Below are 15,424 nucleotides of genomic sequence, written 5' to 3' on the forward strand. Positions count from 1 at the left end.
GGAAGCTGACTATGAAAGCAGACATTCATCCGGATTACCACACCATCAAAGTTGTTATGACTGATGGTACCGAATATTCAACACGCTCCACCTGGGGTAAAGAAGGCGATACGATGAACCTCGATATCGATCCTTTGAGCCATCCGGCATGGACCGGCGGCAACCAGCAGCTGATGGATCGCGGTGGCCGCGTTACCAAGTTCAAGAACCGCTTCGGCAATCTGGGTATCTAATTCCCGATTTCTTGATGAGAATAAAAAAGCTCCGCAATGCGGAGCTTTTTTTTATGACCTGTCTCTTTGTTTTGTGCATTTGCCTCACGCAAAACCGGTTCCCACTTTTGCTGGAAATGCAGCAGGTTTTAATAGGGCCGCACCGGTTCCAGCGGAATATCCACGCCAATCGCGCTGAGCATCTTGCGGAATGTCGCCAGATCATAGCGCTCATCTTCCGTCACCAATGCGCGGTTTTTCCCCTGCCCTTTTGTGCCCTGCCCGATCCTTGAAACCATATCCTTGGCAGGATCGAGAAAATGGCACTGCGGACGGGCATTTTCAAAAAACCGGCGCAACCATGGCAGATGTGTACTGGAAAGGGTCAGCACATCAATCTCCGGATATTTGGCAAAAACCTGCGCCAGAAATGCATCAACGGCTGCCTGTGTTTTCTCCGGTGCAAACAGGAACGCACCTGATTCTACCAGCTCCACCATCGGCGAGGCATTAATCAGCGCCACACGATCACTATAGGCGCTGTGTTCAGCCACAAATTCACCGATCATCGGACTTTCCACCAGCGACTGAACGCCCATGATCCCGATTTGTCCGCTATGGGATAAGCCCCATGCCTCCCGCAAAGGCGGATAGACACCGAAAAGCGGCAGATGAATATCCTGACTGAGTTCCTCCAGCACCATGATCGACGGCGCATTGGAAGCGATCACAATCGCACAAGGATTGAAGCTTGAGAGATAATCAATCGTGCGGCGCATCACCTGAATCAGTTCCGCGCGGCTTTTGCCGCCATAGGGAAAACTGGCACGGTCAGCAAAATAAATAATATCCTGATGCGGCAAGCGGTTACGGATTTCCGCAACGACAGCATAGCTGCCGATACCTGCATCAAAAACAGCAATCGGTCTGTGCATAGATCATTCTCCCGTTTCCGTATTGCGGAACGGTGTCCGCTTCGAGAGCCATTACGCCCCGATTGAATCACAGCAATCGCTCCCGATTCTTAGAGTCGTCGCATTTCATTGCCATCAAACTATTCAACCTGATAAAATCAAGAGTGCCAAGTTATTCAACTTGGCTGTGAAATGCTCCGGCCCGCCTCAGATATGCTCTATCAATTTAGTGTCCCGATTTTACCTGCCAAGGTCAACAGGACGATTATATGGCACAAAAAGAAAAACCTCCGGCAACATCAGCTGCCGGAGGTTTTAATATTGAATAAGGAGGCTAAATTATACGCTCAGCTTGGCCAGCACTTCTTCGCTGACTTCAAAATTGGCGTAAACGTTCTGCACATCATCATCGTCTTCCAGTGTCGAAATCAGACGCAGAACGGACTGTGCCTTTTCTTCATCAACCGGAGCCGAAGTCTGCGGCTTCCACACTGCCTTGATGGATTCAGCTTCGCCAAGTGCTGCTTCCAGCGCCTTGGAAACTTCGCCGAGATCTTCAAAAGCACAGATAATGACGTGGCCTTCTTCATCAGACTGCACGTCTTCAGCACCGGCCTCAATCCCTGCTTCCATAACGGTGTCAGCATCGCCGGCAGTAGGCTTATAGACGATCTCGCCAACGCGGGAGAACATGAAGCCCACGGAGCCGGTTTCACCCAGCGCACCGCCGGATTTGGTGAAAGCAGCGCGCACATTCGATGCGGTACGGTTGCGGTTGTCTGTCAGCGCCTCAACGATAACGGCCACACCACCCGGGCCGTAGCCTTCGTAGCGTACTTCATCATAGTTCTCGGAATCGGCACCGGCAGCTTTTTTGATCGCGCGTTCGATATTGTCCTTTGGCATGGACTGCGCTTTAGCGTTCTGAATTGCCAGACGCAGACGCGCATTCATCGACGGATCAGGCAGACCCTGCTTGGCTGCAACGGTAATTTCGCGTGCAAGCTTGGAGAACATTTTCGACCGCATGGCATCCTGTCTGCCTTTGCGGTGCATAATATTTTTAAACTGTGAATGGCCGGCCATAGCACCCCTGTTCAGGTTCTAAAATTTGGGCACGGGATTGAATATGCGGCGCAGCAAGAGCGAGGCATCCGCATTCATCCCTGCGGAATGTGCGCTTTATAAGGAAAATGGTGCGCCACGTCCAGCCACACCACACCGCACTTCTTTGCAGGCTGCGATAATATCGTCTTTTCATTGCAGATGATAGTTTTTTACACCGGTTCCGGGCCCTGCAACTGGACACGCTCTGATATGCGCCTTATCAATAACGTGAATATATTATGCCGCATCTCTGGCATTATACTCATTCTCAAACCTTTATTTGCCCGTACCTTTATTTGAATCCCAGAATGCTCTATCCACGGGCAAGCTCTGAAACTGCCCGTTACACCGGATATAGATTGACGTGACCGAACAGCCAGCCGCACCGCGACAGAAAAACGACACGATAGCCGCACAGATCAGCAAGATTCTGTCGCAGCGTATCATCGCCGGTGAACTGGAACCGGGGGCAAAACTGCGTCAGGATCATATTGCCGATGAATTCGGCACCAGCCATGTGCCTGTACGCGAAGCTTTTCGTCGTCTTGAAGCACAGGGGCTTGCAGTGTCCGAGCCGCGCCGTGGTGTGCGTGTTGCCTCTTTCTCGCTTGCAGAAATCCGCGAAGTTGCGGAAATGCGCGCCGCACTGGAAGTGCTGGCACTGCGCCATGCTGCGCCGCATCTGACCCGTGCCATTCTGGATGAGGCGGAAGAAGCCACCCATGCCGGTGATAATTCCAGTGATGTGCGTTCATGGGAAGCGGCCAACCGCAAGTTTCACCGTCTGCTGATTACGCCTTGCGCCATGCCGCGTCTGCTGGCAACGATTGATGATCTGCATGATGCCAGCGCACGCTTTCTGTTCGTCTCATGGCGCGCAGAATGGGAAGCCCGCACCGATCACGACCATCTGGCTATTCTTGCAGCCCTGCGGGACGGCGATGTGGAGCAGGCTGCCAATATTCTCACCCGCCATGTGCAGTGGATTGGCCGCAAGCCGGTAACCAGCCCGTCAGGCAAAGTGCGCGATGCCTTTGCGATTGTCGGTTAAAATAAAACCAATTCCGCATAAATTATCTATAAAATATATCAATTCATAAGTCTCAGAGCAGATGCGGGCAGTTTTAAAACCTGCCCTTGCCCGGATAGCTGCAATCCGCTCTGTTTACGACCCGCCTATAAACAATTTTACGACAATTCTGTCTGGCCAAGTCGTGCAAATTGACCTAATGATTTTTACGATAGATGCACATTGCAAACTATCTATAATTTCACCAGAGTGTGTCGCATATCATTTTACCCGCTGCACCCGCTCTCAGTTTTTGTTTATTGCATGATCGTGCCCGTCAAATAAGATCATTTGAATACACACCATGCTATAAGGAGCTTTTCATGTCTCTCGCACATGCAGTTCGCAAACCGGCTTTCAGCCCGCTCAATCTCGACAATCGCAGCGCGGCCATGAAATTATTTGCCGTCATTTCCGGCACCATGATTCTCGCACTGACCTCCCAGATCACAGTGCCTATGCTGCCGGTGCCAATCACCCTGCAGACACTGGTTGTTCCGCTGATCGGCGCACTTTATGGCTGGCGTCTTGGCGCACTCACCGTGCTTGCATGGCTTGGTGAAGCAGCAATGGGCATGCCTGTTCTTGCCGGTGGCAACGGCACTCTGGCCGCTTTCGCAGGCCCGACAGCCGGTTACCTGTTTGCATTCCCTGTTATCGCAGCCCTCACCGGCTATCTGGCCGAACGCGGCTGGAACGGCAGCAGCCTGCCAAAAGCTTTCGCTGCTTTCCTGACCGCCAATATTCTGGCTCTGGTTCTCGGCGCAGCATGGCTGAGCCTGTCAGTCGGTGTTGAAAAAGCTGTACTGGTTGGTGTTACACCATTCCTGATCGGCGCACTGATCAAATCCGCTCTCGGCGCTTCGATCCTGAAAGCTTCTTTCCGTAAAGACGCTTAATCGCTTTTGAGCTTCGGCAAAATAAAAGCCCCGTTGCAGATCACTGCAACGGGGCTTTTTCATATGCGGATTTTATACTGATTTACTCAGCGGGTTTATTGCGGCGACGTGCCAGCATATTGAGGATTTCGACCAGCGCCGAGAAGCCCATCGCAGCATAGATATAGCCTTTCGGCACATGATAACCGAAGCCATCGGCAATCAGGGTCATACCGATCATCAGCAGGAAGCCCAACGCCAGCATAACGATTGTCGGGTTCTTACCGATAAAGTGCGACAGCGGGTCAGCAGCAAGCAGCATCACTGTTACAGCACCGACAACAGCAATCACCATGATCACGATCTCATCGGTCATACCGACCGCTGTGATGATACTGTCGACCGAGAAGACCAGATCAAGCAACAGGATCTGTGTAATTGCAGCACCCATGCTCAATGTCACAACTTTACCTGCACCGGCTTTGACACCGTCATGAGGATCAACCGTGTGATGAATTTCCTTGGTCGCTTTCCAGACAAGGAACAGACCACCGGCAATCAGAATAATATCGCGCCATGAGAACTGATTACCGAACAGTTCAATCACCGGATCCTTCATCTGTACGATAATGGAAATTGTGAAAAGCAGTCCGAGACGCAGGATCAGCGCAGCACCAATACCGATTTTTCGGGCTTTTGCCTGCTGATGCAGCGGCAGCTTATTGGTGAGGATCGAGATAAAGATCAGATTATCAATGCCGAGAACAATTTCCATGACCAGCAATGTGACCAAGGCAGCCCATCCCGCAGGGCTGTTCAAAAAACCAAAATACTCAGCGAAAAATTCCATTCAGGCGCCCTTTGCGTCGAAGAATTATTGATAGATCTGTAATGTAAGCATATCCGGCAAATACCATGCGGCTTTGCATCAGATAGTGCGCAAAGCCAAAGAGACAGGTGAGCTGCGTCATTTTACTTATGACAAAACAGTTCAAAACTCAGTCCATGTTCCGGTTATAAACCGCCTATACAGGCAATAAAGACTTGAACACGCACAGATATTTTACAATCTCATGAAATCACGAGACAGGCACATGGGAAAAGAATGCCTGTTTTTCAATAAAACAGAAGCCCAACATTTTATTTCCGCGTGAAATATTTCGCATGTTCAGCCAAACAAAAAACCCGCATATCCGTAAAATATGCGGGTCTTATAATTTTATTCAGTAAAATGATACTTCAGCGCCAGAAAGACGGAATGGTTTCTTCAAGCCGCGGTCCGATGCGCAATGGCGCCGCCTTTTCTGCCAGACCTGTACGATCTGAGATTTCAACCCCGATACCGCTGATAGTTGCAGGGCCGCTGGCAGCCTCAAAGCGCCCCTTCGGCACTTTGGAGAGAAAACGGTTGAGCGGCTCTTCTTTGTCCATACCCAGCGATGAATCATAATCACCGCACATACCGGCATCAGACATATAGGCCGTACCATTGGTCAGAATCTGGCAGTCAGCTGTCGGTACATGGGTATGCGTTCCCACAACCAGACTGGCGCGGCCATCGACAAAATGGCCGAAACATTGCTTTTCACTGGTGGCTTCCGCGTGGAAATCAAAAATCACCGCATCTGCCTGTTCACCAAGCGGGCAGGCTCCGAGAATTTCCTCACCGGCCTTAAACGGATCATCCAGATCAGGATGCATGAAAACGCGCCCCATAATATTGGCGACCAGCACGCGCGCACCGTTCTTAGCAATATAGAGACCGGAACCTTTACCGGCAGTGCCTTTCGGAAAATTCGCAGGGCGCAAAAAGCGATCTTCGCGGCGGGAGAAATCCAGAGCCTCGCGCTGATCCCAGACATGGTTGCCGGTAGTCATGACATCGGCACCGGCACGGATGGTCTCATGGAAGATTTCTTCCGTCACTCCGAAACCACCGGCAGCATTTTCACCGTTTACAACGACAAAATCCAGTTTCAGATCAGAAATCAGACCCGGTAATTTTTCAAAAACTGCTGTGCGACCGGAGCGGCCAACCATATCACCCAAGAAAAGAAAACGCATAGATCCTTCAAACCTGCTTTTGGATTTTCCGCAAATATCACGCAAATATCACACTGGCGATGCCGCAATAAGTCCGGTTTCAGTCAGAATATAATTCAATGCCACATCATGCGGCTCATGGGCTATGTGATCTACCCGTTGGGCATCAAACGCAACACCTATCAGCAGCGGATGCTTATTTTTATGGTGTAAAGCTGCAATTGCACGGTCATAATAGCCCGCACCATAGCCGATCCGGTTGCCTGCACGGTCAAATGCCGCCAGCGGAATCAGCATAATATCGGGATCAACAACCGGCGCATCGGCCGGTGGCCCCATTGTACCAAAGCCCGTCTCAACCAGCGTATCGCCAAATGACAAGGTACGGAATTCAATAGTCTGCTTATCCAAAATCGCCGGAACACAAAGTGTCATGCCACGCGCTTCAAGCACCCGCATTAATGGTCGCGGATCAATTTCCGAGCGGATCGGCCAGAAACCGGAGACACAGGCCTTCTCAGGCAGAGTAATATCGTTCAGAAAGTTCTGAACAATGGTCTCAGAAGCAGTGTTACGGAAAATTTCAGGGAGAGCATTGCGCGCCTGCAGAACGGATTTTCGCAAATCGGCCTTCTGCATTTTCAGATCACCATCCGCCATGCTCATTTTCCTTCACTTCACACACCTAGAGCGCCGTGTGCCATACTTGCACACAAAACTCGCTCTAATACTTTAAAATTAGAGCATAATTTCACCTTAAACTGATCCAAGTTTAAGGAATTATGCTCTAAACGCCTCTTTCCGATTAAAACAGAAAGACGCGAAAAAAGGCAAATATGAAAAAGGAAAGAGCGGCGAACCACAGCGACCGATGAAGCGATTGATCCCGGGAACCTACAACGTAGGTGGGCACCATATGAAGAAGCCCTCGAGCCTCCTCAGGGACAGTTCCCTTAGAGATCAATAAGGCCCCGGGGATGTTAAACCTTCTGTCGTGAAGAGCAGTACGCCTGTATTTATTATAGGGATTCTAATGCCCCTGCACCAGAGGGCATTCTCACGGATACAGATTTTTTTATTCAACTCATCACAATAAATCAGAACTGCCCGATCAAGTGCCGCGTGGTGCAATTTTTTTAGCCAGACCTTCAATCTGATGGGCAGCACGTGCCACTGCCTGTGTCAAAGCGCTGTCGCTTTTATCGGCACGGGACAAAGCATCATCACGGGAGCGACGCAGCGTTTCCGCTTCATTCTCCAGCCCCTGCAAGCGTTTTTGCAATTCGGACAGTTCGTCCATCACCATGATACCGGCCATAACGGTCAGGCGTAGATCGCCGATTTCACCGAAAGAGCCTTTGAGATGCATGACATATTGGTCAAAACGGTCAGCCAGACCGGAGAGATGCTCTTCCTGACCCTCGTCACAGGCCATACGATAGGCTTTGCCATCGATTGTCACTGTTACTGTAGCCATGGGACCTCCGTTCTGCCGTTTTTTATTATTTTGCCGTGCAAGCTATAGAACATAAATAGCTGCTAAATTTTGTCCGGCAAGAGTCTCAACGATCGAGAACCGTGCGGATTGTTTCCATAGCCGTTACCAGCCGCCGCGAAACTTCACGATTGGCTGTCTCCAGCCGCTCGGCACGAGCCTCAGACAAATCAAGTTCCTGTGCCAGTTTGGAGCGGTCAGCATTCATGCGCTGTACTTCTTCTTCCGCCTCCACAAAGTCCCCCTCTTTTTCAAGCCGTAATTCAACAGCCTGCTCAAGAGTTGTCATTGCTTTTTCCAGTTGTTCAATCGCCTGTCTGAGCGTAATTTCTGAAGCCATATTCTTTCCCTTTGCCGATAACGGCTTTTCAAAATAAGGCCGAATCGTCATGCCGGAAGCGGCAGATTTGCCATCACTTTAATAAGCACAATGCTGTGAAGCAACAAATGTCACACAAAGGCGTTAACTCATACACCATATTTACAACGGGGTTTGACAAGCGCTGTTGTAACTTCAACCGTTTTAAGCGCGCACACTGTGTCGCATGCAGGCCTGAAATCCCCTGTTATACGTGCAGAATGCCAGCGCTTTGTTGACTCTCTTCATGCAAATGTTATGTGTCGCCAACCCTTGCAGCAGAGCTCTTTTTATCTTTTTACTGCAAGTTATGTCCTAATGCTCACAAATCTGCCGATGTCTGAGGCTAACAGCTCTTTACACATTCTGCAGGCACCACAGGAAAGACAGCCGAAACCATGAGTAATTCCGATAAACAGAACCAGATGGCCAACGCAATCCGCTTCCTGTCTGTGGACGCAGTAGAAAAAGCCAATTCGGGCCATCCGGGCCTGCCGATGGGCGCAGCTGACATTGCGACCACACTTTACACCCGTTTCATGTCCCATGATCCGCAGAACACCACATGGCCTGACCGTGACCGTTTTGTCCTGTCCGCAGGCCACGGTTCGATGCTGCTTTACTCCCTGATGTATCTGACCGGCTATGAAGACATCACGCTCGACGAAATCAAAAATTTCCGTCAGCTCGGTCACCGTACCGCAGGCCATCCGGAATTCGGCCATGCTGCCGGTATTGAAACCACAACCGGTCCGCTCGGTCAGGGTATTGCCAACGGCGTTGGCATGGCACTGGCAGAACGTATTCTGAACGCAGAATTCGGTGATGCACTTGTCAACCACAACACTTATGTTCTGGTTGGTGACGGCTGCCTGATGGAAGGTATCAGCCAGGAAGCGATTTCGCTGGCCGGCCACCTCAAGCTGAACCGTCTGATCGTTCTCTGGGATGACAATAACATCTCCATCGACGGTCCGATCTCCCTGTCCGATTCCACCAATCAGTGCGCCCGCTTTGAAGCTTCTGGCTGGAACACGCTGAAAGTTGACGGTCACGATCAGGATGCAATTGCCAAGGCTATTGAATTCGCCAAAGCTTCTGACAAACCAACCATGATCGCCTGTAAAACCACCATCGGTTTTGGTTCGCCGCACAAAGCAGGCACCAGCAAGGTTCACGGTTCGCCGCTCGGCGCAGAAGAAATTGCGGCCACCCGTAAGGCACTCGGCTGGGAATATGAGCCGTTTGTTGTCCCGCAGGATGTGCTTGATGCATGGCGTCTGGCCGGTCTGAACTCCGCGAAGAAGCGTATCGAATGGGAAAAGCGCTTTGCTGCCGCTGACGCATCGGTTCGTGCAGAATTTGAACGCCGTATGCGCGGCGATCTGCCAAGCGCCTTCGATCAGGCGATCATCGATTATAAGAAAAAGCTCTCGGAAGATAAGCCGAAGGTTGCCACCCGTAAATCTTCGGAAATGGCTCTGGAAGTTATCAACGGCGTTGTACCGGAAACCATCGGCGGCTCCGCTGACCTCACCGGTTCCAACAACACGCTGACCTCGCAGACCAAGCCGATTACACCGGATAATTACCATGGCCGTTTCGTCCATTACGGTATCCGTGAGCTCGGTATGTCCGCTGCAATGAACGGTATGGCGCTGCATGGCGGTGTTATTCCTTATTCCGGCACCTTCCTCTGCTTCTCCGACTATGCGCGTCCGGCCATGCGTCTGTCCTCACTGATGGGCATCCGCGTTGCTTATGTCATGACCCATGATTCCATCGGTCTTGGTGAAGACGGCCCGACACACCAGCCGGTTGAACATCTGGCTGCATTGCGCGCTATTCCGAACCATTTCGTATTCCGTCCGGCTGATGCGGTTGAAACTGCAGAATGCTGGCAGATTGCACTGAATTCGACCAAAACACCGTCGACACTGGCTCTGACCCGTCAGAACTTACCCACAGTGCGCACCCAGCACGATGATGACAATCTCTGCGCCTATGGTGCTTATGAGCTAGCCACTGCATCGGATGATGCAAAAGTCACCATCTTCGCCACCGGTTCCGAAGTTGAAATCGCGCTCAATGCCCGCACACAGCTGGAAGCCAAAGGTATTCCGACCCGCGTAGTCTCCGTTCCTTGCTTTGAGCTGTTTGAAAACCAGACAGCAGCCTATCAGAAAGCACTGATCGGCAATGCGCCGGTACGTATTGCGGTTGAAGCAGCAATTTCCATGGGCTGGGAACGCTTCATCGGCGAAAACGGCACATTCATCGGTATGAAGGGCTTCGGCGCTTCCGGCCCGATCAATGATCTCTACAAGCATTTCGGCATCACTGCAGAAGCTGTGGTTGCCGCAGCAGAAGCCAAGCTGGGTTAATTTATCAGGAGTAATCAGGTGACCTGATTACTCCTTTTTCTCTCTCAGCCTGCAAAAGCAGACTGAAAAACATCGAACAGTTTCGGGAGTCATAATATGGCAGTTCGCGTCGCTATTAACGGTTTTGGTCGTATCGGCCGTAACGTCCTGCGCGCCATCATCGAATCGGGTCGTACCGATATCGAAGTTGTAGCAATCAACGATCTGGGTCCGGTTGAAACCAATGCGCATCTGCTGCGCTATGACAGCGTTCACGGCCGTTTTCCGGCAGAAGTGACTGTCAAAGGCGACACCATTAATGTTGGCCGCGGCGCGATGAAAGTTCACGCTGTGCGCAATCCTGCTGAACTGCCATGGGCGGCTGAAGGCGTGGACATTGCTCTGGAATGCACCGGTATTTTCGCAACCCGCGATAAAGCCGCTGCTCATCTGGAAGCCGGTGCCAAGCGCGTTATCGTTTCCGCACCTGCGGACAATGCTGACCTGACAGTTGTTTACGGTGTCAACCATGACAAGCTAAGCAAAGATCATCTGGTCATTTCCAACGCTTCCTGCACCACCAACTGCCTTGCACCGGTGGCTCAGGTTCTCAATGATGCAATCGGCATTGAAAAAGGCTTCATGACCACGATCCACTCCTATACCGGTGACCAGCCGACGCTGGATACCATGCATAAGGATCTGTATCGTGCCCGCGCTGCTGCCCTGTCGATGATCCCGACTTCAACCGGTGCGGCTAAAGCTGTTGGTCTGGTTCTGCCGGAACTCAAAGGCAAGCTCGACGGCGTTGCAATCCGCGTACCAACCCCGAATGTTTCCGTTGTTGACCTGACATTTGAAGCAAAGCGCTCCACAACTGTTGAAGAAATCAACAATGCAATCCGCGAAGCTGCCAATGGCCGCCTCAAAGGCATTCTCGGCTTTACTGATGAGCCGCTGGTTTCCATCGACTTCAACCACAACCCGCATTCATCCGTTTTCCACATGGATCAGACCAAAGTGATGGACGGCACCATGGTGCGTATCCTGACCTGGTACGACAATGAATGGGGCTTCTCAAACCGCATGAGCGATACTGCGGTTGCGCTTGGCAAGCTGATCTAAGCATCTGCTCGGACCAAATATGCCGAAGCCGCGTGACCTCACTGGACGCGCGGCTTTTTTATTCCGCAAAAACCGGAGACCTCTTATGAATTTCCGCACTCTTAAAGACGCAGATGTTGCTTCAAAACGCGTGCTTGTCCGCGTTGACCTGAACGTACCTATGCAGGACGGCAAAGTCTCGGATACCACCCGTATCGACCGTATCATTCCGACCATCAATGCTTTGCGTGAACGTGGCGCCAAAGTCATTCTGCTTGCGCATTTCGGTCGCCCGAAAGGCGAAGTGAAGGCTGAATTCTCGCTGGAACAGATCGTGCCTGCTTTGGCACATGCGGTTAAACACCATGTTGCTTTCGCCAAAGATTGCATCGGTGATGCAGCCGCTGCAGCCGTTAACGCCATGAAAGACGGCGATGTTCTGCTCCTTGAAAACACCCGTTTTCACAAAGGCGAAGAAAAGAACGATGCCGATTTCGTCAAGGCGCTCGCTGCCAATGGCGATATCTATGTCAATGATGCTTTCTCGGCTGCGCACCGCGCCCATGCCTCGACCGAAGGTCTGGCGCATGTTCTGCCTGCTTTTGCCGGTCTGACCATGGAAGCCGAACTGACAGCACTGGAAAAAGGTCTCGGCCAGCCAGCCCGTCCGGTGATCGCGATTGTCGGCGGCGCCAAAGTTTCCACCAAGATTGACCTGCTCTCCAACCTTGTTGAAAAGGTTGATGCTCTGGTGATCGGCGGCGGTATGGCCAATACTTTCCTTGCAGCACAAGGCCACAATGTCGGTAAATCGCTCTGCGAACATGATCTGGCCGATACAGCCCGTGCGATCATGGCAAAAGCGGATAGCGCCAATTGCGCGATTATTCTGCCGGTTGATGCTGTGGTTGCATGGCACTTTGCAGCGGATGCCCCGCACCAGAATTATGGTGTGGATGCAATCCCGCATGACGGCATGATGCTGGATGTGGGCCCGCTCTCGGTTGACCGTATCAATGCGGCAATCAGCGATGCTTCCACTCTGGTCTGGAACGGCCCGCTCGGTGCTTTTGAACTGCATCCTTTTGATGCGGCAACCGTATCCGCAGCCAAACATGCAGCAGAACGCACGAAACAGGGCAAGCTGGTTTCCGTTGCCGGTGGCGGTGATACTGTTGCAGCGCTGAACCACGCCAAAGTCAGCGATGATTTCTCCTATGTCTCTACCGCAGGCGGCGCTTTCCTTGAATGGATGGAAGGCAAACCGCTTCCGGGTGTAGACGTGCTGAAAAAGCACTAAAATCAAAAAAGCCCGCTGAGTTTCAGCGGGCTTTTTTTAATATCTGATCATTTCGGTGTCAGGCGTAGTAACCGCCCCGGAATATCATCTTCGATCACATAGACGGAACCGTCTTTGGCAATCGCCACATCGCGGATACGGTTTTCCATATCATAGCGCTCCGCTTCATCGGCACTGCCATCCTCTTTAAACTCAACCCGTATCAAAGCCATGGAAGCAAGGCCGCCGATCAGCGCCGAGCCTTTCCAGTTTTTGAACAATGCGCCTTCATAAAAAGCGAGCCCTGCAGGGGCAATCACCGGTGTCCAATAAACAACCGGCGGTTCAAATTCCGGCCTTGTCTCATGGTGCGGGATCGACTCACCACTATATTGCGTGCCATTCGACACCACCGGCCAGCCGTAATTCAAGCCCTGTTTAATCAGGTTCAGCTCATCCCCGCCTTTGGGGCCCATTTCATGCAGCCATAATTTGCCATCGGGAGCAAAAGCCAGTCCGTAAGGATTGCGATGGCCGGTTGTCCATGTCAGCGCCCGTGCATTATCCTCATCCTGCCCTGCCAGATCGGCACGCGGATTATCCTGCGGCACAGAACCGTCGCGGTTAAAACGCAGTACTTTGCCCAGAGCCAGTTTCGGATCTTGCGCGGTTTTCGGATTCATCCGGTCACCGGAGCTTAAATACAGATATTTTCCGTCCGGTGAAAAAGCGATAATGCCGCCCGGTTGCCCCCATTTGCTTTTCGGCAGCTGCCGCCACATCACAGTCAGATCATCGAGCGAAGCTTTGCCATCCTTTTCGCTCAATTTTGCCCGTGCCAGCACCAGCGAGCTGACAATATCTTTCCCGCTGCGTTCCGGTTCGGCATAGGTGAAATAGACCAGCCGGTCAGAGGCAAAATCCGGTGAAACAGCAATATCCAGCAGGCCGTTCTGTCCTTCAAAAGACACGGCAGGCACATTGCTGACTTCGGTCTTTTTACCGGCCCGATCCGTCAGAAAAATATGTCCGGCTTTTTCCGTTACCAGCAGACGCTGATCCGGTAAAAAAGCAATCGCCCACGGCGTATTAAATTCGGCAATTTCCTGCACTTTAAACGGATTTTCAGCAACCGCTGCGCGGCCACCGGCATTAACAGATTGGGATGCAAAAACCGGCGGACTGAACAGGCTGGCTGCTATTGCAGAGGCCAGAAAATAACGAATGCCTGCATGTTTCAGACCTGTAATCTTGACGCGTCCGTTCAGCACGCTCTCCCCCTTGACCGGTTGATTATGACTGGCTGTATCAAACGCAATCCGGCGGCTGTTGACAAGTCTGTTGTGCAGATAAACTTATCCGGTAATTTTAACCAGTTTTAAGAAAACTTGTCCGAACTTAATCGGTTAAAATTAATTCAATCGGTTCAAGTGCTTGGCACAGTATTTGTTTTATCCGGCACATCTGCTATCGGCTGGGTACCAATTTCCAACGCCCTTCTTAACACGGAGTTTTTTATGAGCGAACGTCTCGAAGATATTGCAGTTGCCATGGTAGCAAAAGGCAAAGGCATTCTTGCCGCCGATGAAAGCTCCGGTACAATTAAGAAGCGCTTTGACAACATCAATCTGACTTCGACAGAAGATGCGCGCCGCGATTACCGCGAAATGCTGTTCCGCGCAGATGATGCGATGAAGAACTACATCTCCGGCGTTATTCTTTATGATGAAACCCTGCGTCAGAGCGCCCGTGACGGCACTCGTCTTGCAGACCTCATCAAAGCAGCCGGCTCTATCCCAGGTATCAAGGTTGATGCCGGTGCCAAGTCTCTGGCCGGTTTTGCTGACGAAACCATCACCGAAGGTCTTGATGGCCTGCGTGAACGCCTGAACGAATATTACGAACTCGGCGCACGTTTTGCCAAATGGCGCGGTGTTATCGCAATCTCCGATACTCTGCCAACATGGAGCGCAGTTCGCCAGAATGCACAGGCACTGGCTCGCTATGCAGCTCTGTGTCAGGAAGCCGGTATCGTGCCGATCGTTGAGCCGGAAATCCTGATGGACGGCGTACCGGGCAACCATTCCGTTGAACGTTGCTACGAAGTGACCGATCTGGTTCTGAAAACCGTTTTCAACGAACTCTATGATGCCCGCGTTAAGCTCGAAGGTATGATCCTCAAGCCAAACATGGTTATCGACGGTAAGAACGCCCGTAAGGCTTCTGTTGAACAGGTTGCTGAACTCACCGTTCGCGTACTCAAAGCCAATGTTCCTTCCGCAGTTCCTGGTATTGCATTCCTCTCCGGCGGTCAGTCGGATGTTGAAGCAACTGCACATCTCTCCGCAATGAATGCCGGTTATGATATGCCTTGGAACCTGACCTTCTCCTATGGCCGCGCTCTGCAGGCTGCTGCCATCAAGGCATGGGGCGGTAAAGACGAAAACGTTCCTGCAGCACAGGCTGCCTTCACCCACCGCGCCCGCATGAACGGCCTTGCCGCGACCGGTGCATGGACTGAAGCACAGGAAAAGAATGCTTAACCAGCTTTCTTATTAAATGTAAAAGCCCGCGTTTAACGCGGGCTTTTTTTATATCTGAC

Annotated in this window: 15 protein-coding genes and 1 other RNA gene; 7 read left to right on the forward strand and 9 right to left on the reverse strand. The window is 51.6% G+C overall.

Annotated features, from left to right (window positions below; translation table 11 throughout):
* The first annotated feature begins 11 nt into the window (after window positions 1-11).
* Window positions 12-233: a 50S ribosomal protein L31 gene (gene rpmE / locus JNC80_RS13875; protein ID WP_075657301.1), complete on the forward strand. Its 222-nt coding sequence runs from the start codon at window positions 12-14 to the stop codon at window positions 231-233.
* Between the two features lie 128 nt (window positions 234-361).
* Here the strand turns inward: rpmE and JNC80_RS13880 are convergent, their stop codons facing one another.
* Window positions 362-1,147, reverse strand: coding sequence for a glutamate racemase (locus JNC80_RS13880; protein ID WP_376710636.1), 786 nt, complete (start codon window positions 1,145-1,147; stop codon window positions 362-364).
* A gap of 318 nt (window positions 1,148-1,465) precedes the next feature.
* Window positions 1,466-2,212 carry a YebC/PmpR family DNA-binding transcriptional regulator gene (locus tag JNC80_RS13885; protein ID WP_022710828.1) on the reverse strand — a complete coding sequence of 249 codons (747 nt, stop codon included), beginning with the start codon at window positions 2,210-2,212 and terminating at the stop codon, window positions 1,466-1,468.
* A gap of 385 nt (window positions 2,213-2,597) precedes the next feature.
* On the opposite strand from JNC80_RS13885, the gene JNC80_RS13890 reads away from it, so the two are divergent.
* Together JNC80_RS13890 and JNC80_RS13895 are read left to right on the forward strand one after the other, a co-directional pair.
* Window positions 2,598-3,284 carry a GntR family transcriptional regulator gene (locus JNC80_RS13890; protein WP_075657299.1) on the forward strand — a complete coding sequence of 229 codons (687 nt, stop codon included), beginning with the start codon at window positions 2,598-2,600 and terminating at the stop codon, window positions 3,282-3,284.
* A gap of 341 nt (window positions 3,285-3,625) precedes the next feature.
* On the forward strand, window positions 3,626-4,201 hold the full coding sequence (locus JNC80_RS13895) for a biotin transporter BioY (protein ID WP_225685269.1): 576 nt from the start codon (window positions 3,626-3,628) through the stop codon (window positions 4,199-4,201).
* Window positions 4,202-4,283: 82 nt separating this feature from the next.
* Here JNC80_RS13895 and JNC80_RS13900 read toward each other — a convergent pair whose 3' ends face one another.
* From JNC80_RS13900 to JNC80_RS13925, 6 genes are all read right to left on the reverse strand, one after another.
* The gene (locus tag JNC80_RS13900) at window positions 4,284-5,030 is read right to left on the reverse strand and encodes a TerC family protein (RefSeq protein ID WP_376710637.1); all 747 of its coding nucleotides are present in this window, start codon (window positions 5,028-5,030) and stop codon (window positions 4,284-4,286) included.
* A 389-nt stretch (window positions 5,031-5,419) separates the two neighbouring features.
* The gene (locus JNC80_RS13905) at window positions 5,420-6,244 is read right to left on the reverse strand and encodes a TIGR00282 family metallophosphoesterase (RefSeq protein ID WP_075657296.1); all 825 of its coding nucleotides are present in this window, start codon (window positions 6,242-6,244) and stop codon (window positions 5,420-5,422) included.
* 48 nt (window positions 6,245-6,292) lie between these two features.
* Complete coding sequence (locus JNC80_RS13910; protein WP_376710638.1) at window positions 6,293-6,889, reverse strand: 5-formyltetrahydrofolate cyclo-ligase; 597 nt, start codon at window positions 6,887-6,889, stop codon at window positions 6,293-6,295.
* A gap of 186 nt (window positions 6,890-7,075) precedes the next feature.
* A non-coding RNA gene (gene ssrS / locus JNC80_RS13915) (6S RNA) lies at window positions 7,076-7,234 on the reverse strand.
* A gap of 100 nt (window positions 7,235-7,334) precedes the next feature.
* Window positions 7,335-7,700, reverse strand: a complete 366-nt coding sequence (locus JNC80_RS13920) for a cell division protein ZapA (protein ID WP_376710639.1) — start codon at window positions 7,698-7,700, stop codon at window positions 7,335-7,337.
* A gap of 85 nt (window positions 7,701-7,785) precedes the next feature.
* On the reverse strand, window positions 7,786-8,058 hold the full coding sequence (locus tag JNC80_RS13925; RefSeq protein ID WP_028233611.1) for a DUF4164 domain-containing protein: 273 nt from the start codon (window positions 8,056-8,058) through the stop codon (window positions 7,786-7,788).
* 416 nt (window positions 8,059-8,474) lie between these two features.
* Here JNC80_RS13925 and tkt point away from each other — a divergent pair, with 416 nt between their 5' ends.
* The 3 genes from tkt to JNC80_RS13940 all read left to right on the forward strand — a co-directional run bounded on the left by tkt (window position 8,475) and on the right by JNC80_RS13940 (window position 12,843).
* Window positions 8,475-10,460, forward strand: a complete 1,986-nt coding sequence (gene tkt, locus JNC80_RS13930) for a transketolase (protein WP_376710640.1) — start codon at window positions 8,475-8,477, stop codon at window positions 10,458-10,460.
* Window positions 10,461-10,556: 96 nt separating this feature from the next.
* A complete protein-coding gene (gene gap, locus JNC80_RS13935; RefSeq protein WP_075657293.1) occupies window positions 10,557-11,564 on the forward strand; it encodes a type I glyceraldehyde-3-phosphate dehydrogenase in 1,008 nt (335 codons plus the stop codon).
* Window positions 11,565-11,649: 85 nt separating this feature from the next.
* Window positions 11,650-12,843: a phosphoglycerate kinase gene (locus JNC80_RS13940; protein WP_221720732.1), complete on the forward strand. Its 1,194-nt coding sequence runs from the start codon at window positions 11,650-11,652 to the stop codon at window positions 12,841-12,843.
* Window positions 12,844-12,890: 47 nt separating this feature from the next.
* Here JNC80_RS13940 and JNC80_RS13945 read toward each other — a convergent pair whose 3' ends face one another.
* Entirely contained in the window at window positions 12,891-14,093 is a 1,203-nt protein-coding gene (locus JNC80_RS13945) for a PQQ-dependent sugar dehydrogenase (protein ID WP_376710641.1), read from the reverse strand.
* A 246-nt stretch (window positions 14,094-14,339) separates the two neighbouring features.
* Here JNC80_RS13945 and JNC80_RS13950 point away from each other — a divergent pair, with 246 nt between their 5' ends.
* Complete coding sequence (locus JNC80_RS13950; protein ID WP_376710642.1) at window positions 14,340-15,365, forward strand: class I fructose-bisphosphate aldolase; 1,026 nt, start codon at window positions 14,340-14,342, stop codon at window positions 15,363-15,365.
* Window positions 15,366-15,424: the final 59 nt, after the last annotated feature.

This window comes from Pseudochrobactrum lubricantis (assembly GCF_041929865.1).
Taxonomy (GTDB): Bacteria; Pseudomonadota; Alphaproteobacteria; order Rhizobiales; family Rhizobiaceae; genus Pseudochrobactrum; species Pseudochrobactrum saccharolyticum.

Excerpts from the sequence above, each read along its gene's own strand:
- rpmE (WP_075657301.1), top strand. The coding sequence starts at position 12 with ATGAAAGCAGACATTCATCCGGATTACCACACCATCAAAGTTGTTATG.
- JNC80_RS13880 (WP_376710636.1), bottom strand. The coding sequence starts at position 1,147 with ATGCACAGACCGATTGCTGTTTTTGATGCAGGTATCGGCAGCTATGCT.
- JNC80_RS13885 (WP_022710828.1), bottom strand. The coding sequence starts at position 2,212 with ATGGCCGGCCATTCACAGTTTAAAAATATTATGCACCGCAAAGGCAGA.
- JNC80_RS13895 (WP_225685269.1), top strand. The coding sequence starts at position 3,626 with ATGTCTCTCGCACATGCAGTTCGCAAACCGGCTTTCAGCCCGCTCAAT.
- JNC80_RS13900 (WP_376710637.1), bottom strand. The coding sequence starts at position 5,030 with ATGGAATTTTTCGCTGAGTATTTTGGTTTTTTGAACAGCCCTGCGGGA.
- JNC80_RS13905 (WP_075657296.1), bottom strand. The coding sequence starts at position 6,244 with ATGCGTTTTCTTTTCTTGGGTGATATGGTTGGCCGCTCCGGTCGCACA.
- JNC80_RS13910 (WP_376710638.1), bottom strand. The coding sequence starts at position 6,889 with ATGAGCATGGCGGATGGTGATCTGAAAATGCAGAAGGCCGATTTGCGA.
- JNC80_RS13920 (WP_376710639.1), bottom strand. The coding sequence starts at position 7,700 with ATGGCTACAGTAACAGTGACAATCGATGGCAAAGCCTATCGTATGGCC.
- JNC80_RS13925 (WP_028233611.1), bottom strand. The coding sequence starts at position 8,058 with ATGGCTTCAGAAATTACGCTCAGACAGGCGATTGAACAACTGGAAAAA.
- tkt (WP_376710640.1), top strand. The coding sequence starts at position 8,475 with ATGAGTAATTCCGATAAACAGAACCAGATGGCCAACGCAATCCGCTTC.
- gap (WP_075657293.1), top strand. The coding sequence starts at position 10,557 with ATGGCAGTTCGCGTCGCTATTAACGGTTTTGGTCGTATCGGCCGTAAC.
- JNC80_RS13940 (WP_221720732.1), top strand. The coding sequence starts at position 11,650 with ATGAATTTCCGCACTCTTAAAGACGCAGATGTTGCTTCAAAACGCGTG.
- JNC80_RS13950 (WP_376710642.1), top strand. The coding sequence starts at position 14,340 with ATGAGCGAACGTCTCGAAGATATTGCAGTTGCCATGGTAGCAAAAGGC.